The sequence below is a fragment of the Asaia sp. BMEF1 genome, assembly GCF_051628905.1.
Classification (GTDB): Bacteria; Pseudomonadota; Alphaproteobacteria; order Acetobacterales; family Acetobacteraceae; genus Asaia.
This window is the reverse complement of sequence record NZ_CP157575.1, coordinates 2,065,847-2,087,456: the sequence shown is the minus strand read 5'-3', so window position 1 is coordinate 2,087,456 and position 21,610 is coordinate 2,065,847. Positions and strand designations below refer to the sequence as shown.

The 21,610-nt window shown below is 57.2% G+C and carries 16 protein-coding genes, 1 tRNA gene and 1 pseudogene; 6 read left to right on the top strand and 12 right to left on the bottom strand.

The window, feature by feature from the left end:
• Positions 1-126 precede the first annotated feature (126 nt).
• The gene (locus tag ABHV46_RS09145; RefSeq protein WP_438381215.1) at positions 127-1,569 is read left to right on the top strand and encodes an NCS1 family nucleobase:cation symporter-1; all 1,443 of its coding nucleotides are present in this window, start codon (positions 127-129) and stop codon (positions 1,567-1,569) included.
• Here ABHV46_RS09145 and ABHV46_RS09140 read toward each other — a convergent pair.
• The 4 genes from ABHV46_RS09140 to ABHV46_RS09125 form a co-directional block, all read right to left on the bottom strand.
• The gene (locus tag ABHV46_RS09140; RefSeq protein WP_438384330.1) at positions 1,541-2,167 is read right to left on the bottom strand and encodes a TetR family transcriptional regulator C-terminal domain-containing protein; all 627 of its coding nucleotides are present in this window, start codon (positions 2,165-2,167) and stop codon (positions 1,541-1,543) included. The two genes, ABHV46_RS09145 and ABHV46_RS09140, sit on opposite strands and share 29 nt — an antisense overlap.
• 97 nt (positions 2,168-2,264) lie before the next feature.
• Positions 2,265-3,500, bottom strand: coding sequence for a M20 family metallo-hydrolase (locus ABHV46_RS09135; protein WP_438381214.1), 1,236 nt, complete (start codon positions 3,498-3,500; stop codon positions 2,265-2,267).
• Between the two features lie 17 nt (positions 3,501-3,517).
• On the bottom strand, positions 3,518-4,786 hold the full coding sequence (gene preA / locus ABHV46_RS09130) for an NAD-dependent dihydropyrimidine dehydrogenase subunit PreA (RefSeq protein WP_438381213.1): 1,269 nt from the start codon (positions 4,784-4,786) through the stop codon (positions 3,518-3,520).
• A gap of 2 nt (positions 4,787-4,788) precedes the next feature.
• Positions 4,789-6,132, bottom strand: coding sequence for an NAD(P)-dependent oxidoreductase (locus tag ABHV46_RS09125; protein ID WP_438381212.1), 1,344 nt, complete (start codon positions 6,130-6,132; stop codon positions 4,789-4,791).
• 648 nt (positions 6,133-6,780) lie between these two features.
• On the opposite strand from ABHV46_RS09125, the gene ABHV46_RS09120 reads away from it, so the two are divergent.
• Entirely contained in the window at positions 6,781-7,473 is a 693-nt protein-coding gene (locus ABHV46_RS09120) for an aspartate/glutamate racemase family protein (RefSeq protein ID WP_438381211.1), read from the top strand.
• Between the two features lie 266 nt (positions 7,474-7,739).
• Here the strand turns inward: ABHV46_RS09120 and aroE are convergent, their stop codons facing one another.
• The 3 genes from aroE to ABHV46_RS09105 form a co-directional block, all read right to left on the bottom strand.
• Entirely contained in the window at positions 7,740-8,600 is an 861-nt protein-coding gene (aroE, locus tag ABHV46_RS09115; protein ID WP_438381210.1) for a shikimate dehydrogenase, read from the bottom strand.
• A 418-nt stretch (positions 8,601-9,018) separates the two neighbouring features.
• The gene (locus ABHV46_RS09110; RefSeq protein ID WP_438381209.1) at positions 9,019-10,026 is read right to left on the bottom strand and encodes a LacI family DNA-binding transcriptional regulator; all 1,008 of its coding nucleotides are present in this window, start codon (positions 10,024-10,026) and stop codon (positions 9,019-9,021) included.
• A 58-nt stretch (positions 10,027-10,084) separates the two neighbouring features.
• Complete coding sequence (locus ABHV46_RS09105) at positions 10,085-10,618, bottom strand: cupin domain-containing protein (RefSeq protein ID WP_438381208.1); 534 nt, start codon at positions 10,616-10,618, stop codon at positions 10,085-10,087.
• Between the two features lie 86 nt (positions 10,619-10,704).
• Between ABHV46_RS09105 and ABHV46_RS09100 the strand changes: the two genes are divergently transcribed.
• On the top strand, positions 10,705-11,526 hold the full coding sequence (locus tag ABHV46_RS09100; RefSeq protein WP_438381207.1) for an alpha/beta hydrolase: 822 nt from the start codon (positions 10,705-10,707) through the stop codon (positions 11,524-11,526).
• 447 nt (positions 11,527-11,973) lie between these two features.
• Here the strand turns inward: ABHV46_RS09100 and ABHV46_RS09095 are convergent, their stop codons facing one another.
• Positions 11,974-13,431, bottom strand: coding sequence for a mannose-1-phosphate guanylyltransferase/mannose-6-phosphate isomerase (locus ABHV46_RS09095; protein ID WP_438381206.1), 1,458 nt, complete (start codon positions 13,429-13,431; stop codon positions 11,974-11,976).
• 274 nt (positions 13,432-13,705) lie between these two features.
• A pseudogene (locus tag ABHV46_RS09090) lies at positions 13,706-14,431 on the bottom strand (IS5 family transposase).
• A gap of 106 nt (positions 14,432-14,537) precedes the next feature.
• Here ABHV46_RS09090 and ABHV46_RS09085 point away from each other — a divergent pair.
• Both ABHV46_RS09085 and ABHV46_RS09080 read left to right on the top strand, forming a co-directional pair.
• On the top strand, positions 14,538-15,539 hold the full coding sequence (locus tag ABHV46_RS09085; RefSeq protein WP_438381205.1) for a type I restriction enzyme subunit R domain-containing protein: 1,002 nt from the start codon (positions 14,538-14,540) through the stop codon (positions 15,537-15,539).
• A gap of 62 nt (positions 15,540-15,601) precedes the next feature.
• Entirely contained in the window at positions 15,602-15,835 is a 234-nt protein-coding gene (locus tag ABHV46_RS09080; protein ID WP_438381204.1) for a hypothetical protein, read from the top strand.
• A 200-nt stretch (positions 15,836-16,035) separates the two neighbouring features.
• On the opposite strand, the gene ABHV46_RS09075 is transcribed toward ABHV46_RS09080, so the two are convergent.
• Both ABHV46_RS09075 and glnA read right to left on the bottom strand, forming a co-directional pair.
• Positions 16,036-16,110 (bottom strand) — tRNA-Thr (locus tag ABHV46_RS09075).
• Positions 16,111-16,264: 154 nt separating this feature from the next.
• Entirely contained in the window at positions 16,265-17,755 is a 1,491-nt protein-coding gene (gene glnA / locus ABHV46_RS09070) for a type I glutamate--ammonia ligase (RefSeq protein WP_438381203.1), read from the bottom strand.
• Between the two features lie 449 nt (positions 17,756-18,204).
• On the opposite strand from glnA, the gene ABHV46_RS09065 reads away from it, so the two are divergent.
• Complete coding sequence (locus ABHV46_RS09065; RefSeq protein ID WP_438381202.1) at positions 18,205-19,380, top strand: aminotransferase; 1,176 nt, start codon at positions 18,205-18,207, stop codon at positions 19,378-19,380.
• On the opposite strand, the gene treF is transcribed toward ABHV46_RS09065, so the two are convergent.
• Entirely contained in the window at positions 19,368-21,497 is a 2,130-nt protein-coding gene (treF, locus tag ABHV46_RS09060) for an alpha,alpha-trehalase TreF (RefSeq protein ID WP_438381201.1), read from the bottom strand. The genes ABHV46_RS09065 and treF overlap by 13 nt on opposite strands.
• Positions 21,498-21,610: the final 113 nt, after the last annotated feature.

The following is a 21,610-nucleotide window of genomic DNA, read 5'->3' as shown; positions in this document are numbered from 1 at the left end:
GTTCCCGTCGCCGAAAGGCCCGAAACAGAATATCGTTGTATTATCGAAATCATAGGGCTAGCCTGACCATATGGTCAATCTATTGCTCGATTTCTGTCGGGATTTACTGAAACAGGGCACCGGACAATGACACAGCGTGAGGCAGTCTTTCCGTCAGGCCCGCTTTCGAATGTCGATCTCGCCCCGGTTCGGACCCGGCACTGGGCATGGCGCGATTATCTTTTTCTCTGGATGTCCAATGTCCACAGCGTTGCGGGATATTTGACGCTAGGCAGTTTTTTCACCATGGGTTTGCCTGTGGGGGCTGTGCTCGCCGGTCTGGTTCTGGCCATTCTGCTGGTGCATCTCCTGTGCAATCTGGTGGCCGTGCCCAGCCAGAAAGCGGGCGTGCCCTTTCCTGTGATGATACGAGCAGCCTTTGGTGTTTACGGGGCCATTATCCCGGCGCTGGTGCGTGGCGTGATTGCGGTCGGCTGGTACGGCATACAGACATGGCTCGCCTCGAATGCCATCGTCCTGTTCATTCTGCATTTTTTCCCTGATGTGTTGTCTTATGCCGATCTGCATCGCCATGGGGCGCTGGGTCTGTCCATGCTGGGCTGGGGCGCCTTTCTGTTTGTCTGGTTGCTTCAACTCGCCGTATTCTGGCGCGGAATGGAGGCCATACGTCATTTTATCGATTGGGCGGGTCCGGCCATTTATGGCGTGATTCTCCTTCTCGATGCGGCGCTGCTCTTCAAGACCCATGGGGCATGGCATTTTTCGGTACTGCCTCATGGCGGATTTTCGATGCCTGCCACGCTCTGGGGCGGATTGGGCGTGGCGTCACTTACCCTTGCATATTTCTCGGCCATCATCCTGAATTTCGGCGATTTTGCCCGTTATGGCGTGAGCATGGGGGACGTGCGACGGGGTAATTTCTGGGGGTTGCCTGTCAATTTCATGGCATTCGTCCTGCTCGTGCTGACGACCATCGTTCTGACGCAACCGGCGCTCGGACGACTCATTATCGATCCGGCTGAAACCATTATTCTGTTCGACAATCAGACCATCCTTCTGGTCGGCACCCTGACCCTCGTGGCGGCAACGATCGGGATCAATATCTCGGCCAATTTCGTTTCTGCGGCGTTCGATTTTTCCAATATCGCTCCGGCGGCCATTTCATGGCGTCAGGGCGGTGTGATTGCCTCGATTGGGGCCATTCTGCTTACACCGTGGAATCTCTATGCCCATCCTGAACTCATTCATCTGACACTGGATATTCTCGGGCTGTTCATCGCGCCCGTAACCAGCATCCTGCTTGTCGATTACTATCTCGTGCAGAGAGAGTCGCTCGATATCGACGCGCTCTACAGCATCGAGCCCAACGCAGCATACTGGTATCGAAAGGGTGTCAACCCACGCGCGCTGGCAGCACTCGGACTGTCCGTTATCCTTGGCCTTCTTGTGGTATTCCTGCCCGCTCTGGCCTTGCTGCAGAATTTTTCATGGGTGATCGGCTTTATCACCGGCGGCCTTTTTCATGCCGCTTTATCGCGCTTCAGCCTGGCTGCGAAAACAGGGGTCTGACAAGGGTCATGAACGTCGCGATTCCGGTTTCGTAATCGCTGTCATGCAGCGTTGAGCGGTCGAGCAAGGCTTCGAACTGCACCTGCATATCGGCATAAGCCTGCGTGCCGGACCAGAGCAGACACAGGAAATGCGTGGGGTCTACAGGGCGCATCAATCCTTTCGCCTGCCAGTCGAGAAAGATCTCGGCGTGACGGGCGACATGCGCGCGAAGCGTTTCTTGCAGGAAACCCTTGATCATCAGCCCACCCGAAAGAAGCTCCTGCGCGAAAAGGCGCGACCCTTCGGGGCGTGTGCGCGAAAAGGCCATCTTGGCGCGTATATAGCCTTCCACTCCCTCAAGGGGCGCCCGCTCTGCCGAAAGCCAGTCATCGGCGTCAGCCAGCCAGATCTCGAGCAGCCGCGCCAGCGTTGCCTGATACAGCTCTTCTTTCGTGCGGAAATAATAGAGGATATTGGCCTTCGGTATGGCGCAGAGCGCGGCGATTTCCTCGACGCGCGTGCCCTTCAGCCCGCGCGTGCCGAAAGTCCATTCTGCGGCATTCAGGATCTGCGGCAGGGTCGCGCGGCGTGGCGCGCTGGTTTTTCTGCCTTTCATCGGCGTGCAGACATCTGTCACAGGGGGCGATCCTCTCGTCAGAAATCCCGCATCACGCGCTCAGGATGGTGGTCGCAGGTGGCGACAGGCTATTTTTTCAGAAAGCACTATCCGCTCTGAGCAACGCCCCCAGAAGCACGTTGGCACCTGCTTCGGCTTCGGCCTTGGTAATGCTTTCGGATTCGTTATGACTTAGACCGTCGCGGCAGGGAACGAAAATCATCGCCGTCGGTGCCACACGCGCCATATAGGCGGCGTCGTGACCGGGACCCGAGACGATTTTCATGGATTCGAAACCCGCCTCGCTGGCGGCTTCGCTGACCATCGCGACACAACGTGGGTCGAAAGGCACGGCAGGCGCATCCCAGATCTTTCTCATCGCCTGCGTGACTTCCATCGTCTCGGCAATCGCCCTGAAACGCGCCTCCATCTCCTGTTCCATCAAGGCAACGATGGCGTCGTCGGGGTGGCGCAGATCGACTGTGAAAAATGTCTCGCTCGGTACGACGTTGCTGCTGTTCGGCCGGTTTTCGATCAGCCCGACTGTGCCGAGTGCCTGAGGCGCGTGAGAGCGGGCAATATCCGAAATCGCGCCGATCATGGTGGCGGCGGCCAGAAGCGCATCGCTGCGCAGGGTCATGGGCGTCGAACCCGCATGGGCATCCTTGCCGGTGATCGTGACCTCATACCAGCGCATGCCCTGCACGCCTGTCACAGCGCCAATCACGCGGTTCTCGACCTCCAGAATAGGGCCCTGCTCGATATGGAGTTCGAAATAGGCTGCGACAGGAGAAGCACGGCAGGGCTTTTCTCCCCGATAGCCTATGGCATCGAGCGCATCGCCAAAGCGGATTCCGGCGCGGTCCTGCTTGTCGAGCACTTCCTGCTCAGTAAAGACGCCAGCATAGGCACCGGAACACATCATGGGGGGAGAGAAGCGCGACCCTTCTTCGTTCGTCCAGTTGATCAGCTCGATCGGGTGCCGGGTAACGTGCCCCGATTCATCAAGAGCCCGCAGCACGGCGAGCCCGCCGAGAACGCCCAGAATGCCGTCGAATTTTCCGCCTGTCGGCTGGGTGTCGAGATGGCTGCCCATGGTGAGCGGCGGCAGGGACTCGTCCAGACCCGCACGGCGGGCGAACATATTGCCCAGAGCGTCCACGGTTATCGTACAGCCAAGGCGTGTGCAGGCAGCGGTGAACCAGTCTCGCACCTGACGGTCTTCCTCAGTCAGGGTCAGGCGTTTGATACCGCCTTTTTCGGTCTCGCCAAAGCGGGCCGTTTCCATCAGGTCGGTCCAGAGGGCGGCGCCGTCGATGCGTATATTGCTCATGTTCTGCCTCTCGCTCCTTACGCGTTGAGTCTATGCGTATTGGCCGGGTGTTCGAGCCAGGTGATCTCGCTTTCGACAGGCTGGGGCACCATGGTGATGCAATTATCCACCGGGCAGACATGGGCACAGAGATTGCAGCCGACACACTCGTCGTCGATCACACTGTACTGGCGTCCCTTGGGGCCGGATTGTTTGGCAATTGCCTGATGTGACGTGTCTTCGCAGGCGATATGGCACAACCCGCATCCGACGCAGCTCTTCTGGTCGATATGGGCCAGTGTGCGGAAATTCATGTTGAGCTGATTCCACGGTACGAAGCGCGAGACGGCCCTGCCGCTCAGATCTGGCAGGGTAGCGTAGCCTTTCGTATCCATCCAGTTCGACAACCCGTCGATCATGTCTTCGACAATGCGAAAGCCGTAATGCATGGCTGCCGTGCAGACCTGCAGGGCGTTGGATCCCATGGCGAGAAACTCGGCAGCATCGTGCCAGTTGCTGATCCCGCCCATGCCCGAGATCGGTGTGCCCGCCATTTCAGGATCGCGGGCAATCTCGCCGATCATGCGCAACGCGATAGGCTTGATTGCGGGGCCGCAATAACCGCCATGCGTGCCCTTGCCCCCGACGACGGGCATCGGCGCCATGGCATCGAGATCGACCCCGATGACCGATTGGATGGTGTTGATGAGCGAGACCGCATCGGCGCCACCACGACGAGCCGCGCGCGCGGGCATGAGGATATTGGTCACGTTGGGCGTCAGCTTGACGATGACAGGCATGCGCGTGTTCTGCTTGCACCAGCGCGTGACCATTTCGACATATTCGGGCACCTGACCGACCGCAGAGCCCATATTCCGCTCGGACATGCCGTGCGGGCAGCCGAAATTCAGCTCGATTCCGTCTGCGCCGGTTTCTTCGATCAAGGGCAGGATCGCTTTCCAGCGATGCTCCTCGCAGGGTACCATCAGGCTGACGATGAGCGCACGATCGGGAAAGTCTCGTTTGACGCGCTTGATCTCGGCAATATTGGTCGCCAATGGCCGGTCTGAGATCAGCTCGATATTATTCAGCCCCATCAGGCGCTGGCCGCCGAAAGCGAGGGCGCCGTAGCGCGAGCTGAGATTGACCACTGGCGGATCTTCGCCGAGCGTTTTCCAGACAACCCCACCCCAGCCCGCTTCGAAGGCGCGACGGACATTATATTCCTTGTCGGTCGGCGGGGCGGAGGCCAGCCAGAATGGATTGGGCGAGGTGATGCCGGCGAAATTTGTGCGTAGATCGGCCATGGTCAGTTCACTCTCTCGCCTGAATTGCTCAAATCGGCATGGATGGCTTCGGCCGCCTCGCGCCCGTCACGCACGGCGGCAACAGTGAGATCGTCTCCCGCCGTGCAATCGCCCCCGGCATAGACGTTGTGGAGCGTTGTGCGGCCTTGCGCGTCGACGACGATACGCCCGTTCTCGATCAGGATATGGTCCTGCGCGATGGGGTCGGGGACGAATATCTGACCAATTGCTTTCAGCACCATGTCAGCCTCCAGCGTAAATTCGGCAGGTGTATTGGCTGGCAGAATCTCAGGATCGGTACGCCTGAAACGCACGCCGCTCAGCGCGCCATTTTCTGTTTCGAGCCTCAAAGGCGCCGCCCATAGACGAAGTGTCACGCCATTGGTCTGCGCCCATTCGCGTTCGACCGATGTGGCGGACATGGTCGCCTCACCCCGGCGATAGACCAGCGTGACCTCCTCGGCGCCCAGGCGCTTTGCCTGAACGGCGGCATCGATGGCCGTATTGCCCCCGCCAATCACCACGACCCGCCGACCGACGGCACTGGTGGAAAGCGGATGGGAACGCAGCGCCTCGATGAAAGCGACAGCGTCCTGCACGCCGTCGATGCATTCATGCTCCAGACCCAGCGCCCGCACGCCGCCAAGACCGATGGCGAGAAACACCGCATCGAAATCCTGCCTCAGCGTGGCAAGGCTGAGTGTCTCGCCGAGGATGGCGCCCCCCTGAAAGCCGATACCGCCGATGGAGAGTAGAAAATCGATTTCCTTCTGGGCAAAATCATCCGCCAGCTTGTAGGCGGCCACGCCATATTCGTTCAGCCCCCCCATTTTAGCGTGTCGGTCGAGAATCGTGACGTCATGACCATGGCGCGCCAGGCGATGCGCGCAGGCCAGCCCGGCAGGGCCTGCGCCGATAATGGCGACGCGGCGCCCGCTTGGGGTGGCGCGTGTGAATGGATGGGTGGCTTGCGCCATCTGCCAGTCGGTCGCGAAACGCTGCAAGGCGCCTATGCGCACGGGCTTGTGAGTTTCAATGGCGGTATGAACGCATTTCTGCTCGCACAGAATTTCGGTCGGACAGACCCGGGCGCAGGAGCCGCCGAGGATGTTGGACTGAAGAATGGTTTTGGCCGCCCCCGCAATATTCTTCGACGCAATAGCCTTGATGAAGCGCGGAATATCGATATCGGTGGGGCAGGCTTCGATACAGGGGGCGTCATAGCAGTAGAAACAGCGATCGGCCTCAAGACCCGCCTGCTCTGCGGTAAGGCCTGGATGGGCATCGGCAAAATTCCGGCTCAACATGTCGTCGCTCAGGCGACCGCAGACAATATCAGGACACATGGGCAGTTCCCAGTCACATCATTTCATATTCCAAACGTTACGGAAGATATGCGTCGGGATGCAAGAAAATTTTGACCATGCGTTCAGGATTGAAGATGGGCCGTTATTGGGCGGGGTGATACGCGAAACAGGCGCCGTCTGGTTCAGGCGCGTCTATGCGTACCACCACGAAGGAACAGGGCCCTTCGGCCTCTGGTCCAGTCGGGTGAGGGATTATTACCGGCGCGGTGATATCCGTAATGACTGGAGATATAGACCGGTTGGGACGTGGTTTTATTGAGGTTGCCATTGCCCCTCCGATCGACGCTGAGCGGTGAAGCGCCGTACCCTGGTTGGCTGTGCACGCTCCTCCGATCGACCCCGATACCCGCCAGAGACAGGGCGTAGGGTGAAAACGCAGCCACTGGTCGAGCCATGATTGGTTGTGGGCGATTGCCTGGCGACGAAAGGGCGCGTCGGTTTGTATCGTGCTTGCACGCGTCTTCTGTCGCAGAACCCCGCCCTCAGGCGCTGTCCCGTTACGCCGTCTCAATGACGAAATGCAGATTTTCATATCCCGCCTGAATGGACGATAAACTTCTGTTATTTGCGTGCTTGTCCATAATCGGTGAGGCTTGGCCTTTCCGTTGAGGAGTGAAGACAGTGCAGATGATCGGTCTTATCGGAGGCATGAGCTGGGAGAGCTCGGCACTTTATTATCGTCTGCTCAACGAAGGAGTGAGAGAGCGTCTGGGCCCGACAGCTTCTGCCCGCTGCCTGCTCTGGTCTTTCGATTTCAGCGAAATTGAGGCGTTGCAGCATCGTGGTGACTGGAAGACCCTGACCGTACGTCTGATCGAGGCGGCTCTTCATCTGCAAAATGCCGGTGCCGGGTTTCTGTTGATCTGCACCAACACCATGCATCGCATGGCGCCTGAAATTCAGGCCGCACTCGTTATTCCCCTGCTGCATATTGCCGACCCGACAGCCGAAGCGATCGGGAGAGCCGGATTTCGAAAAATCGGTCTGCTCGGTACGGCGTTCACTATGGAACAGGATTTTTACAAAGGGCGCCTCGAAGACAGACACGGCTTGCAGGTGATGGTGCCCGATGCGGCAGACCGCGCCGAGATACATCGCGTCATTTACGAGGAACTCGTTGCAGGCCGAATAAGGCCGGAATCGCGGGATATCTATCGCAGGGTGATGGCAAAACTGATCGAGGCGGGCGCCGAGGCCATCATTCTGGGCTGCACGGAGATCACCCTGCTTGTCTCAGCAGAAGATAGCGCCGTACCGCTTTTCGATACCACATCACTCCACGCCCGTGCTGCTGTGGAAAGGTCTTTGGCGCGAAGATAGGGTGAGGTTCTGTCGCAGCGATCAGGGTTGAACGCTCAGACTGGTCGAGCCTCAGAAAATCGGTCGATTGCAGGGTAGCGTATACATAATGAACTACCTTCTGCCGATCTGATGTCATGAATTTGAGTCCCGTCTCAAAGGGGCGGCCGGCACTGAGACCATAATGAGCACGGGTGCCAGAATTGTAGTGTTCAAGTTCGTTGGCCGCTCCCGACCAGGAATAGATCAGGAGGCGCCGCGTCCTTCTTCAGTGAAGGCCAATCATATTATGGCTCTTGAACCCCAAAAATATCGGCCAGAGTTTTTTCCATGATCCCGGCGTCGAGTTTGGCGCCCACTACCAGCTCCGCACCGATGATACCCTGATTGACCAGCATGCCGAGTCCATCGAGGGTCTTGCATCCCTGCTCTTTTGCCTCACGAAGCAATCTTGTCATAGGCGGATTGGGAATGACATCGGCGACGATACCGGCATTGCCCAGCGAGCTGGTATCGACAGGGGGAAGCGCTTCGGCATCGCCAAGTCCTATCGAGGTCGCGTTGATGAGGACGTCCACTCCTTCTGGGATGTGCAGCCCTTCCGGCCAGCTCTGAGCTTCGGCGTTGCACTCGGTGTGTTCGGCCAAGAGGTTGGCAATGGCCTGTGCCTTCTCGACACTGCGATTGGCAATAGTGATGTGGCGCGCGCCGGCAAGGGCAAGTTCGACGGCTATGGCACGCGCGGCGCCGCCCGCTCCAAGAAGGAAAATAGTTTTGCCCTTGGGATCGGCCAGTTTGCGTAGCGAGGCGAGGAAGCCTTTGCCGTCAGTATTATTGCCGGTGAGCTCACCGTCTCGGATCTGCACGCAATTGACGGCACCGATGATTTTTGCCGATTCGGCAAGCGCGTCTAGATGGTCGAGAACGGCAATCTTATGCGGGATCGAGCAATTGAACCCGGCCCACTCCATGGCCTTGGCGCCCGCAATTGCGGCGGCGAGATTATCGGGTTTGACATCGCAATTGATATAACGCGCGTCAATCCCGGCTTTGGCATAACCCGCCTCCATCATGGCGACTGTCGGGTTTTTTGCGCAGGGTGTCGAGAAAGAGCCTGTCAGAATCGAACGGAAGGAACGGTCTGTCATGTGAAGCCTCCTGGGCAAAGCAGCGCCAAGTCTGCTGATTGCATAGCTATGCAATAAAGTGCCTCAAAGAACAATGGTTGCATCAGAAGGCTGGGCCGATAGATGAAAAGCCTGGCGGGGAGGTCGGATTCCCGGCTGTAGTGTCCTTCGCCTGAGTGATCACGCTGCCTTCGGGCCCGATTCATACGATCTGCCTGAGATCTGGTTCACTCTGCCTTTTCAATCAGGCAGGTAAGTGAAACGAATATGGTGAAAGGCGGTCTAGACGATCCGGAATGGGCGCTCTATGGATCCGGCTCTGCCGTTCGCGCGTAGATGCCAGGCGCGAGCCTTGCTGCAGTAGGGTTCTGGATCAGATCCTTCGCCAAAATGGTTCAGATCGCATAGCCGAAGCACGCATGATCAGACCATCTATCGGTTAGACCGGTTTTTCCGTGCTGCGCCGAAGAACCAGATCGGCTTTGATGACGCAGGTTTCGGAATGACGGTCTTCCGGACTTGCCAGGGATCGCGTCAGGATATCGAGAGCCGCAGCCACTAGGGCATCGGCGCGCTGGTCGAAGCTGCTCAGTCGATAGCCCTGCCATGCCGATTGCGGGATATTGTCATAGCCGACCACCATCACGTTGTCAGGACAGGAGTAGCCCGGTCGATCGCGCAGGGCATCAAGCGCACCGCAGCCCATCAGATCGTTACTGCAAAACAACCCGTCCGGGCGGTATTCTTCCGTCAGAGCCTTGGTGACGGCATCGAACCCGCTCTGGTAGCTGTCATCGCCGTCCAGCGTTGTCACAGAGAGATTATTTTCTGCACAGCCCTCGAAAAAACCTGCCTTTCTAGCCTGAGACGCCGCATTGCGGGGCGGACCAGCCAGCCAGAAAGGACGTTCGATTTTTTTGGCTACCATCATCCTGGCGACGAGGCGGCCGGATTCCCTGTTGTTTGATCGTACGGATGAAATGCCTGGTCCCGTCAGGGGGGAGTTGAATGCGATGATGGGTATACCGAGCGCCGAGAGTGCGACAGCTGCTTTCTCCGAACAGATCGCAAGTGCGGTGATGAGCGCATCCACACGATATCCGGCAAGCTGGTCGATCGCCGTATCGAGCGTAACGGAATCGATGACCTGAACGAGTAAAACCTGAAAACCGGCGTCGCGAATACCTGCCGAGAGCTGTTCCAGCGCAGTGCCGTATAGCGGATTTTGCAACCCACCCACAATGATGCCGATCATGCCGGAACGCCCTGTCAGCATGATCGAGGGGATACGGTTGGGGCGGTAATTAAGCGTCTCGGCCGCCCGAAAGACGCGTTCCTTCGTTTCCGGCGAAATGCTGGCAGTCGAGGAGAAGGCCCTCGAAACGGCCGATTGCGAGACGCCAGCAAGCCGGGCAACATCGATAGAGGTAATCAGGCGTTTGGTCATGACATCATGATGACACGAATATCGAGGGTTAAGCGATCACAGCGTGACGGGTGGATCTTCAATAATAGCGGCATGGTTTGTTGATTTCTGGCGGATTTGCAGATTGGATGACGAGAAGCGTCACCTCGTCATCATCTACATTGCCAGCAGCATGTCCTTTCTCCCCCTTGTAAGGGCCATCGGGCAAAGGGCGCACATTCTGATCTTCGCCAAAAAGGATATCGCCCGGTCCCATCTCGATGCGTGTTCCGTCCATTGCGCGCACCCACCAGCGTCCCTTGAGCGGAATGATCCATTGCGGCTTGGGGTCAGGGTGCCAAGCCCCGTTCCAGTGCCTGGGTTGAACGGTCATCATGAGTGTTGTTGTCTGCGGCGCCATGGGGTCTTGCCATTGCGGCCCGGCTGGAGGCGACATACTTTTCAGGAAGAAATTCGAAACGGGACAGCGTGCGATATGACTTATTCCGTTATCGTCGGTCCAGAGATGCTGATAGCTCCGCAAAGGTTTTTCGTTTGGCTTTTCAGCCGCCTGTACCAAGGCTGCTGCTACGAAAAAGGCCAGCAGAAGCGGGAGAGGCCATAAATATTTCATTGATCTGACTCTCGACAATCGGGTCACAGAAGGTCACATCTTTTTGACTACGCCCGCACCAGCAAATCGTTCCGAGATCCTAAATCTTGATCAGATATTTCACGATCTTTTTCGTCTGTGTCGTTGCCGTCTATCTCGTCGTCGCAGCTTTTCTGTATGTCAGGCAGGACAGCCTTGTTTTTCCTGCTGACTCAACGCCACTCAGCGATCCGGCGTCACTCATTCCAGGCGCGCGCATGGTGACGTTGCACACATCAGATGGCCTGGATATCAAAGCCTATTATAGGCCGCCAGCTTCGGGAGGGCCGATCCTGATCTATCTGCATGGAAATGCAGGTTCAATTACATCTCGTGCGCGCCGTTTTGCCCTTTTGACCCAAAAAGGAATGGGTCTGCTGGCAGTCGAGTATCGTGGTTACGCTGGTAACCCGGGTTCACCGAGCGAGGCGGGTCTTGTGCTCGACGCTGCTGCCGGATTACGGTTTGTGCAAGATCGGGGCATTGCTCTTGGGCAGATCGTTCTCTATGGCGAATCGCTCGGCACCAATGTTGCACTGCGCACCGCGCTCGCCCATCCAGTTGCAGGGCTCGTGCTCGACGCGCCCTATACCACTATCGCCGATGTTGCTTCGTCGCGTTACCCTTATATGCCTGTGCATCTATTGCTGAAAAACCGGTTCGACACGCTCGGTCGCATCGCGGGTCTGAAAGTTCCGCTTCTCGTAATGCGCACGCTCCGCGATACCACGGTGCCTCCGGCGCAGAGTCTTGCCGTATTCAATACTGCCCCCGAACCCAAACAGATATGGACGACTCAGCAGGGAACGCATTCAACATTGCTTGAGACGGGCGGTCTGGAAGTAATGAGCGACTTTGTGCACAAAATTGGCTCGCATGCTCAGCTTTAAGACCGTTGCCCGCAATCGGGTGCATGTGTTGAGCCAGTAAATATGGTTGCGCTGTAAAGTGCGGCGTTGCGTTGAACGATAAAGACCGAGATCTCCGATGATGATCGGGGGAGGATGGCTGGGTGCCGTTGACCGAGATAGTGCGTGCAGAGGAGGAGGCGCCACTATGCAAATTACCCTAGGTAATAGCGAGAGTTTTCGGGTGGCCCTAGCTGGGCGCGAAATGGTGCCAACAAGACCGCCATTCGGTCGGCGGTTTACGATTGCGTCTCGAGGGATGGATCACAAGTGCTACTCGATACGAGACCATCCCTCGGTAAACTCATGGACTTTATAGCGGCAGTAGATCGGCATCTATTCACGATGCGTCAGATATTAGTAGAGCCATTTGACAGGCGGCGGATTTTTTATAACCATCTTTTCTGGACGTTTTTATATAAAACGATATCAAACTCTCGAATAGATATCATCAAGTCTCAGAATATCATCTTCACCCAGATAAGAGCCAGATTGAACTTCTATAAGTGTGAGTACAATCTTTCCCGGATTTTCGAGGCGATGAACCGCGCCTAAAGGAAGATAAATACTTTCATTTTCTTGAACAATTATCTCATTACAGTCTCTTGTAACCAGAGCAGTTCCTGCGACAACGACCCAATGTTCGGCGCGATGAAAATGCTTCTGTAAAGAGAGCTTATGTCCTGGCTCTACATGAATACGTTTGACTTGAAAGCGATCACCATGAATGAGGCTCTCGTAGAAGCCCCAAGGACGATACATGCGATTGTGGTTGATAGCTTCGGGGCGATCAGCGGCAGTCAATTGTGCTACCATTTTCTTGACGTCCTGAGCTCGTTCCCTATGCGACACCATGACAGCGTCTTCTGTGACGACGACGATCAGGTCCTCAACGCCGCAAACTGTTGCTACGACACCGTTTGACCGCACATAGCAATTCTTGGTGCTGTCCAAAAATACGTCGCCATATACTGCATTCCCATCGGCGTCTTTAGGAGAAAGCTCCCACAGAGCGTCCCAGCTTCCGATGTCCGACCATTGAAATGCTGAAGGCACCACGGCGGCCAGCTTCGTGTGCTCCGCGACTGCGTAATCGATCGAAATATCAGGAGCCTTGGCGAAGTCAGCAGCGGCGAGACGGATGAAATCTAGGTCGGTTTCACGATTTTTTACGGAGTTGGCCACAGCGGTATAAACATCAGGAGCGAACTCTTGGATTTCCTGAAGGATCACGGACGCACGTGCGACGAACATGCCAGAATTCCATGAAAAACGCTCGTCCTTCACCAGAACTGCTGCGCGCTCCGCGTCCGGTTTCTCGATAAATTTTGAGACATGGTAAACGTTTTCAATGGAGTGTATCTCGGCGCCACGTTCGATATAGCCATAGCCGGTTTCCGGCTTTGTCGGGTGGATACCGAAGGTGACGATGTATCCTTCGATGGCAGCCTGTACGGCAGCCGAGAGGGACGCTCGCAGGGCCTCTTCATCACTGATGGCTGCATCTGCCGCCATGATCCACATTACGGCATCGGGGTTGCTCTCGGCAGTCAGGAGCGCTGCCGCCGCAATAGCTGGCGCAGAGTTGCGGGCGATGGGTTCAAGAATAACCTGTGCATTCTTGATGCCGGCTTCTCGAAGTTGCTCGGAGATGATGAAACGGTGCTCAGCGTTGCACACGATCATTGGTGCCCCAAGGCCAACGCCTGCGCCGCGTAGTGCAGTTTCTTGAAGCAGCGTTCTGTCAGACAGAAGGGGCCAGAATTGCTTAGGGAAGCTGCGACGTGAGATGGGCCATAGACGGCTCCCTGAGCCACCAGAAAGTATAACCGGCACGATGGCGGATGTAGGAAGGGATGCGTTTGACGCCAGGGCGATGGTAGCCACGTGGATTCCGGCCTTTCGTCACTTGTTGTGTAGGGGCAAGTCAACCCAAAAATGTGTTTCTCACATTTGCAGTGAACGCGATCGCAAATGTTCGGCCTGATTAGCGCCAAAAGCAGATTTCAGCCATCGCTATTTTGGAGTGGACTTACAAAAAACTGAGGTCGTTTTAAAGCTCTCACATGAATGCTTTTTTGAGTTCTAGACGGGCATCGAGACGTCGATGTTTCTATGTTCGGTTTTGCAGAGCTTCGATTAAGATGTCTAGGCTCAGGCCTCATAGCCAAAACAAGACTGTTGCGGCGAGGCAGACTGCGGAGAAGAAGACGGTCGGGCATCTGTCGTAGCGTGTTGCGACCCGTCTCCAGTCCTTGAGCCTGCCGAACATGATCTCGATACGGTTGCGTCTTTTGTATTTCCGTTTGTCTTATTTGACCGGTTCTGAACGAGATTTTCGGCCAGGAATACAGGGTTTGATCCCTTTCTCCTCCAGGGCATCCCTGAACCAGTCAGCGTCATAGCCCCGGTCTGCCAGCATCCATTCGGCTGATGGCAGACTGCCCAGAAGGGCAGCGGCACCAGTATAATCACTGATCTGACCTACTGTCATGAAGAAGTCGAGCGGACGTCCGTTCCGGTCAGTGACAGCATGCAGCTTCGTATTCATCCCGCCTTTGGTCCGCCCGATCAAACGGCTTGGGCCCCCTTTTTTAACCGCAGGCTCGAAGCCGTGCGATGGGCCTTGAGATTAGGTCGCATCAATCATGATTGTCTGAGGCTCTGCCTTGCCAGTAGCCAATCCCTCCATCATGCGGATGAAGATCCCCATAGCACTCCAGCGCTTCCAGCGGTTGTAGAGCGTCTTGTGTGGACCGTATTCCCGAGGCGCATCACGCCAGCGCAGACCATTTCTGTTCACGAAAATGATCCCGCTCAACACACGACGATCATCAACGCGAGGTTTGCCATGGCTCTTCGGGAAAAAGGGCCGCAAACGATCCATCTGTTCTTACGTCAGCCAATACAGGTCACTCGTCTTCAGTCTCCTCACAGAGCCTGAATCAGATCTCCGCCATCAAATCAATGGGTCCTGAGGCCGGAAAGAAGCCGTGCGCTGGCAGAAAGCCATACGAGCCTACATCACGAAGCAGAACTATCCGCTTGGCGTTCTCGTGGCTTTCTCGGGGGAGGTTGAGGATCTGGAGAGTTATCCAGCGCCCGTTACGGAGACCAGCAAGAATCTCAACCCCGGTCTCAAAGGCCGCGATATTCGCGATGCCTTTGCGGAGCCGAACTACCATCTTCTGCTGGTTGCCAATGAATTCAAGACAGGATTCGACCAGCCGCTTCTATGCGCCATGTATGTCGATAAGAAACTCGGTGGCATTCAGGCGGTGCAGACCTTGTCTCGCCTCAATCGCGCATACCCGGGAAAGGATACGACTTACATTCTGGATTTCGTGAATGATGCCGGCGAAGTCCTGAAGGCATTCAAAACCTACTATGAGACGGCAGAGCTTGAGGCGACGACCGACCCGGAAAAGGTTTTCGATCTGCGTTCCAAGCTTGACGCCGCAGACTGGTATGATGATTTCGAAGTCGAGCTGGTCGCGAAGGTCGAGTTAGACCCCAAAGGCACGCAGGCACAGCTACAGGCTGCAATAGCTCCGGTCGCCGATCGACTGTTGAAGCGTTACAAAGCTGCCCAAGCCGCCAAGGCCGCAGCTGAGGCACAGAAGGATGAATCTGCTGCTCAGGCCGCCCGCGATGCGCTAGAAGCCCTGATTTTGTTCAAGGGTGATATGGGCGCATTCATTCGGCTCTACGCGTTTCTGTCGCAAATATTTGGCTACGGAAATACCGATATCGAGAAGCGCTTCATGTTTTATAAGCGTCTCATTCCCCTGCTCGAATTTGGTCGCGAGCGAGATCAGGTCGATCTCTCCAAGGTTACTTTGACGCATCACAGCCTTAGCAATACGGGCACGCTGCCATTGCACCTCGACCAAGGTGACTCTCAAAAACTTCCTCCCATGAACGCGACCGGTAGCGGTTCTCTGCAGGAGAAGCAGAAAGCTCTTCTGGAGGAAATCATCCAGATGGTGAATTAAGCGAAAACGACCAGCTCGTTTATGTGAATGGTGTCCTGAAGGGTAAGCTGCTGGAAAATGCCATGCTTGTCGAACAGGCCGCGAGCAATAGCAAAGAGCAGTTTGCGAATTCTCCGGACCTGAACAAAGCCCTCATAGACGCGATTATGGAGACGCTGGAGGCCCATCAGATTATGAGCCATCAGGCGCTCAATTCTGCTCGCGTTCGCAGCGGCTTGAAAGAGATCCTTCTAGAACCAGCGCAACTCTATGAGGCGCTTAGAGAGCGATCCGCACCCCTTCGAACGAATAAATAAGACCGGTTTGGGCTCAGCACGCGCAGACCGGTCTCTACATCTTTGAGGCTTGCTGTAAAAACGCTCTCAACCCGAGTGATAGTTTTTACCCTCGAAAACTTAGCTGATTTATATCCGGCGTTTTATCCGGCATGCCATGCGCTGTGCTCGGTTCGTTCTCTCGATGCGCTTCTCCAGAATGCTCGATTTATAAGGATTTCTGGTGCCGGGTGAGGGATTTGAACCCCCGACCTTCGGTTTACAAAACCGCTGCACTACCACTGTGCTAACCCGGCATACGCATGGATGGGTCGCTTTTCAACGGTAAACAGGAATTCGTCAAGATCTTTCATGCGGGATAAGGCATCGATACCGATTTCCCTCTCACGCTCGACCGGACCGGCCTGCGGATAAAAAAAGCCCGGCTCGAAAGCCGGGCTTTTTCTCGGATCAGACCGAGTAGTACATTTCGAACTCGGCCGGGTGCGGCGTGTGTTCGAACTTGTAGACTTCTTTCCACTTCAGCTCGATGTAGCTCTCGATCTGGTCCTTGGTGAAGACGTCGCCTTCGAGCAGGAACGAGAAATCGACTTCGAGGGCCTGAAGGGCTTCACGCAGCGAACCACAGACAGTCGGGATCTGGGCCAGCTCTTCCTTCGGCAGTTCGTACAGATCCTTGTCCATGGCTTCGCCCGGGTGGATCTTGTTGCGGATACCGTCGAGACCGGCCATCAGCATGGCTGCGAAAGCAAGATACGGGTTGGCAGTCGGGTCCGGGAAACGGACTTCGATACGCTTTGCCTTCGGGCCGACCGAATACGGGATACGACACGAAGCAGAACGATTGGCTGCCGAGTAAGCAAGCAGAACCGGGGCTTCGAAGCCGGGGATCAGACGCTTATAGGAGTTGGTCGACGGGTTCGTGAACGCGTTCAGCGCCTTGGCGTGCTTGATGATGCCACCGATATAGAACAGCGCATCTTCAGACAGACCGGCATAGTTGTCACCGGCGAAAAGCGGCTTGCCGTCGCGCCAGATCGACTGATGCACATGCATGCCCGAGCCGTTATCGCCAGCGATGGGCTTCGGCATGAACGTGGCCGTCTTGCCATAGGAATGAGCTACGTTGTGCACGCAGTATTTGTAGATCTGCATGAAGTCGGCAGACTGAACCAGCGTGGCAAATTTGGTGCCCAGCTCATGCTGCGACTGCGCCACTTCATGGTGGTGCTTTTCGATCGGCAGGCCCATCTCGCCCATCGTCGAGAGCATCTCGGCGCGCAGATCGCCTTCGCTATCGACCGGGGCAACCGGGAAGTAACCGCCCTTGACCACCGGACGATGACCCATATTGCCTTCGGGGTAGTCCTTCATCGAGGCATCGGGGCCTTCGATGCTGTCGAGCTGGTACGTGCCGTAATTCGGGCCCGTGCCGAACTTCACGTTATCGAAAATGAAGAACTCGGCTTCAGGACCGAAGAAGGCCGTGTCGCCCAGACCGGTCGTCTTCAGATAGGCTTCGGCTGCCTTGGCGGTCGCGCGCGGGTCACGGGCGTAGTAATTGCCGGTGCGAGGCTCAACGATATCGCAGATCAGGATCAGCTGCGGCTTGGCCGAGAAAGGATCCATGACGGCCGTCGTCGGGTCGGGCAGGAGCACCATGTCGGATTCGTTGATGGCCTTCCAGCCAGCGATTGACGAACCGTCGAACATGAAGCCTTCGACGAAGGTGTCTTCTTCGATCGTCGTGTGCCACTGGGTCGTGTGGTGCCACTTGCCCTTCGGATCGGTGAAACGCAGGTCGACCAGTTCGACCGAGTGTTCCTGCATCAGCTCGAAGACGCGCTTTACAGCGGCGCTATCCGGCTTGCCGGGCTTGGCATGGGCTGCATTCGGGGAAGACGCAGCCTTGGAAGCCGCGGCTGGAGCTTTTTTCGCCATTTGTCAAATACCTGTATCTGCCTCAAGGGGCCGCACTGATCGGCTGCAAAACGATTAGGACAGGATTCGCGAACTGTCGAGTATTCCAAAGGCTTTTTGCGACGCACTACATACGAAAAACCGCAATCTTTTCACCCTTGCGAGGCCCTCAAACATCTTTCGAAATCAAAACGACGCATGACAGACCAACGGAAAAAGCATATCGGATTGCGTCATTCCCTCATCCCTGGTTTTTCCGATGCCCCACGCGACTGTGATGCGCATGGAGGTCACGTAACACCATCACGACCGGATTCCGCCGCCTTGATGCACTGATGCTCCCTCTACCCCTCTTCCGCGGGGGGGCGCCCCTTCGAGACGCATGCTCCAAGGCGTTTTACAGCCAGGATTATGCCGGTATCATACCAAATTCCTTTGCAGCCCTTGTCCCATTGCAGCGCAGGCCCGGCATGAAAACTTCCAACGCGTTTCTCGGCTCCTTGCCGACCACCATTTTCACGACGATGTCCCAGCTTGCCATGGCCCATGGCGCCATCAATCTCGGGCAGGGTTTCCCCGACACCGAAGGCCCGGCGACACTCATCGACGAGGCGGCAAAGGCGCTGAAGGACGGACGCAATCAATATGCGCCGCTTACCGGCCTGCCTGAACTGCGAGAGGCGGTGGCACGCGCCAATAAGCGCGATTACGGCCTCGACATCGACCCGTCTCAGGAAGTGATCGTCACTTCTGGCGCCACAGAGGCATTGGCCGTCAGCCTGATGGCGCTCATCGAACCCGGCGACGAGGTCGTCTTGATCGAGCCGCTATACGATACCTATCTGCCTGTGCTCCGCCTGCTCGGCGCCGTGCCGCGCTGCGTGCGCGTCGAGGCACCGGACTGGCATCTGCCGGAAGACGCCCTGCGCGCCGCATTTTCGGAAAAGACCAAGCTGATCGTGCTCAACTCGCCGATGAACCCGAGCGGCAAGGTGTTCACCGCGCAGGAACTCGATCTGATCGCCTCGCTTGTACTGGCCCATGATTGCTACGCCCTGTGTGACGAGGTGTATGAGCACCTGACCTTCGGCGTGAAGCATATCCCCCTCATGACGCGCCCAGGAATGCGGGAACGCGCCATACGTATCGGCAGCGCGGGAAAGAGCTTCTCGGTCACGGGGTGGAAAATCGGCTATATCACTGCCTGCCCGGCCCTGACCGCCGTGATTGCCAAGGCGCATCAGATCATCGCCTTCTCGAGCGCGCCCAATCTTCAGCGCGCTGTGGCAAAGGGACTGGATCTGGGAGAGTCGTTCTTCACTGCGCTCTCCGACAGCCTGCGGGCCAGACGCGATCTGTTTGCCCAAGGGCTGCAGGAACTCGGCTTTGTCACTCTTCCCGCCGATGGCAGCTATTTCGTGGTGGCCGATATTACCGCTCACGCCAAGGGCCGCGATGACGTCGCATTCTGCCGTGATCTGGTGACGCAGGCGGGCGTTGCCGCTATTCCGGTCTCGGCCTTCTACGACCCGCAGGGAGCAGAGCCGCCACGCCATCTCATCCGCTTTGCTTTCTGCAAGACCGAGAGCGTTCTGCGCGAGGCCCTCGACCGCCTCGCGCGCCACTTCAGCCCTCAGGAGGGCTGATACGCTGTCATTTTAGCCGTAGGTACGCGTTGGTTTAGAGGGGCTTCCTGCGGCGTTCCTGAAGTTTCGGAGGCCGTTTTTCCAGGCACGGCTTTTTCGGGGCCGGCCTCGCCTGTTGCAGCCTTGTCTGGAACCGTCGTCCCCGACTTGCTGGAGGTGCCTGATGCCCCTCCAGTCTCGACATCTCCCGCAGGTTTGGCAGGCGCCGCCGGCGAGACCTGCGGGCCAACGGCGCTATAGGGATCGCTTGGAGGCAGAACGTCTATCGGCGCCTGGCTGGCCAGTGGGTTGTGCTTGAGAATTTGTTCCGTGTCACCGGGATAGCGGCGCATCAGCCCGAGCAACGTGCCATTGGTCCAGCCGAACCCGATCTGCATGGGATATTCGCCGCCACCCTTGCCACCCGTGGCGCTGATACCGGGCGATTCCACGTCATATTTTTCTAACAGCACGCCCGATTTCTCATAGGTGCCGATCACCCGAGCCATCCAGCGTCTGGCAATCGTCTCGCCCAGATCGCTCGCTCCGTAGTTGTTGAGCCCCTTGATGGCCATCCACTCTTCCGGCGCCCAGCCATTGGGGGCATCCCATTGCTGGCCGCTCTCATGATCGGTCGCCATGATACCGCCGGGCCGAAGCAGACGCGCCTTGATGGTGTCGGCCACCGCCATCGCCTGATCCTGCGAGGCCAGACGCAGAAAAAGCGGCATGGCGGTCGCGGCCGAGAGCACCTCGGTCGATTGCCCCTTGCGCCAGTCATAATCGTAGAACGCGCCTTTCTCATCGTTCCAGAAAATGCGCCTGACGATGGCCGTACGCTCATCGGCACGCTGGCCGTAAAGCCGTGCAAGTTTGCGCTGACCGGTCAGGGCGTAGCCATGCTCAAGCGTCTGTTCGAGATGCACGATCAGGCAATTGACCTCGATCGGGGCAAGATCGGTAGTATGAATGGTGGCGAGGGTGCGCCCGTCAGCAAGCCAGCGCGACGAAAAATCCCAGCCCGTTTCGGACCCGGCGCGCAGGTCGCGATAGACTTCCGAGGGCGCGCGTGTGCTGGCACGGGCAGCTGTCGCGACATCTTCGGGATAGCTCTCGTCGCGCGGCGTATCGAGATCGTCCCAGTGGCGCAAAAGCAGCGTGCCATCGGAAAGGCGTACCAGATGACGATAGGCCTGACCCGGCTTGAGCGTGTCGGCGCCTTCCATCCAGTAATCATATTCCTTCTGCAATTCCTGCAGGAAATCGCGATAGGCGCCCTGTCCGTCATGCTGCGCCAGAAGATCGACCATCAGAGAGAAGAAGGGCGGCTCGGAACGGCTCAGATAATAGGTGCGCGTACCGTTGGGGATATGGCCATAACGATCGATCAGCGATGCCATGTCCTTGATCATGCCGCGCAGCAGATCCCATTGCCCGGTCTCGTAGAGGCCGATCATCGTGAAATAGGTGTCCCAGTAATACAGCTCCGAAAAGCGGCCGCCTGGCACGACATAGGCATAGGGCAGAGGCAGAAGCGATGAATACGCCATCGGCCTGTCGGGCTGGCGTGTCAGCACGCCCCACATACCCTGAATATAGTCGTAGATATTTTCATCCGCCTTGCGACGATAAGAGACATCGCGCCGAAGCGGCGGCGAGAAATGCTGGGCGTAAAAGGCCTTGATGCTGAAATCGGGATGCCTGCGCTGCGCCTCCCAGTCCTGAAGCAGCTTCGCAGGCGCCTCATCGGGGCGTGAATCCGCAATCGTCTTGAAATCCGGGGCCAGATGCGCGCCGCCGATCGCTGCGAACAGGCCACCCATCGCAATGGAGGGCGATCGCAGATCCTGAGGCACAGAGGCCACATGAAGAGATTGCGCCGCCTCGCTCGCTACAGTTTCGCGTGGGCCTGTAGCCGGGCCGGTGGCCTGGGCCGATGCAGCACCGTCCGCTGAATCAGGCCTGGCGTTGGGCGCTGCGCCCAAGGACGCCGCCGCCGGTGATGCCTGCCTGTCTTGTGCTGTCGGTTGCCCCTGTTCGGCAGCCTGCGCCATGGCAGACCCTGACGACGCGCCAAGGACAACCAGCGAGGCGCCGAGTAGCAGGAAATGCGAGAAGGAAAGGCGGTGTCTCGTCATGCGGTCTCCTTGAATTCCAGCCCGTTCCAGTCGGACCTGCCTTCTCTGACCACGGGTTTGAGGCGACATCCTGTCACAGATGTGACTCGAGCCCCGTGAGGTTTTGTGGCGCT

Coding starts and splice junctions, on each gene's coding strand:
- ABHV46_RS09145 (WP_438381215.1), top strand. CDS start 127: ATGACACAGCGTGAGGCAGTCTTTCCGTCAGGCCCGCTTTCGAATGTC.
- ABHV46_RS09065 (WP_438381202.1), top strand. CDS start 18,205: ATGAAAACTTCCAACGCGTTTCTCGGCTCCTTGCCGACCACCATTTTC.
- ABHV46_RS09140 (WP_438384330.1), bottom strand. CDS start 2,167: ATGAAAGGCAGAAAAACCAGCGCGCCACGCCGCGCGACCCTGCCGCAG.
- ABHV46_RS09135 (WP_438381214.1), bottom strand. CDS start 3,500: ATGAGCAATATACGCATCGACGGCGCCGCCCTCTGGACCGACCTGATG.
- aroE (WP_438381210.1), bottom strand. CDS start 8,600: ATGACAGACCGTTCCTTCCGTTCGATTCTGACAGGCTCTTTCTCGACA.
- treF (WP_438381201.1), bottom strand. CDS start 21,497: ATGACGAGACACCGCCTTTCCTTCTCGCATTTCCTGCTACTCGGCGCC.
- glnA (WP_438381203.1), bottom strand. CDS start 17,755: ATGGCGAAAAAAGCTCCAGCCGCGGCTTCCAAGGCTGCGTCTTCCCCG.
- ABHV46_RS09125 (WP_438381212.1), bottom strand. CDS start 6,132: ATGTGTCCTGATATTGTCTGCGGTCGCCTGAGCGACGACATGTTGAGC.
- ABHV46_RS09120 (WP_438381211.1), top strand. CDS start 6,781: ATGATCGGTCTTATCGGAGGCATGAGCTGGGAGAGCTCGGCACTTTAT.
- ABHV46_RS09110 (WP_438381209.1), bottom strand. CDS start 10,026: ATGACCAAACGCCTGATTACCTCTATCGATGTTGCCCGGCTTGCTGGC.
- ABHV46_RS09105 (WP_438381208.1), bottom strand. CDS start 10,618: ATGAAATATTTATGGCCTCTCCCGCTTCTGCTGGCCTTTTTCGTAGCA.
- ABHV46_RS09080 (WP_438381204.1), top strand. CDS start 15,602: ATGCTTGTCGAACAGGCCGCGAGCAATAGCAAAGAGCAGTTTGCGAAT.
- preA (WP_438381213.1), bottom strand. CDS start 4,786: ATGGCCGATCTACGCACAAATTTCGCCGGCATCACCTCGCCCAATCCA.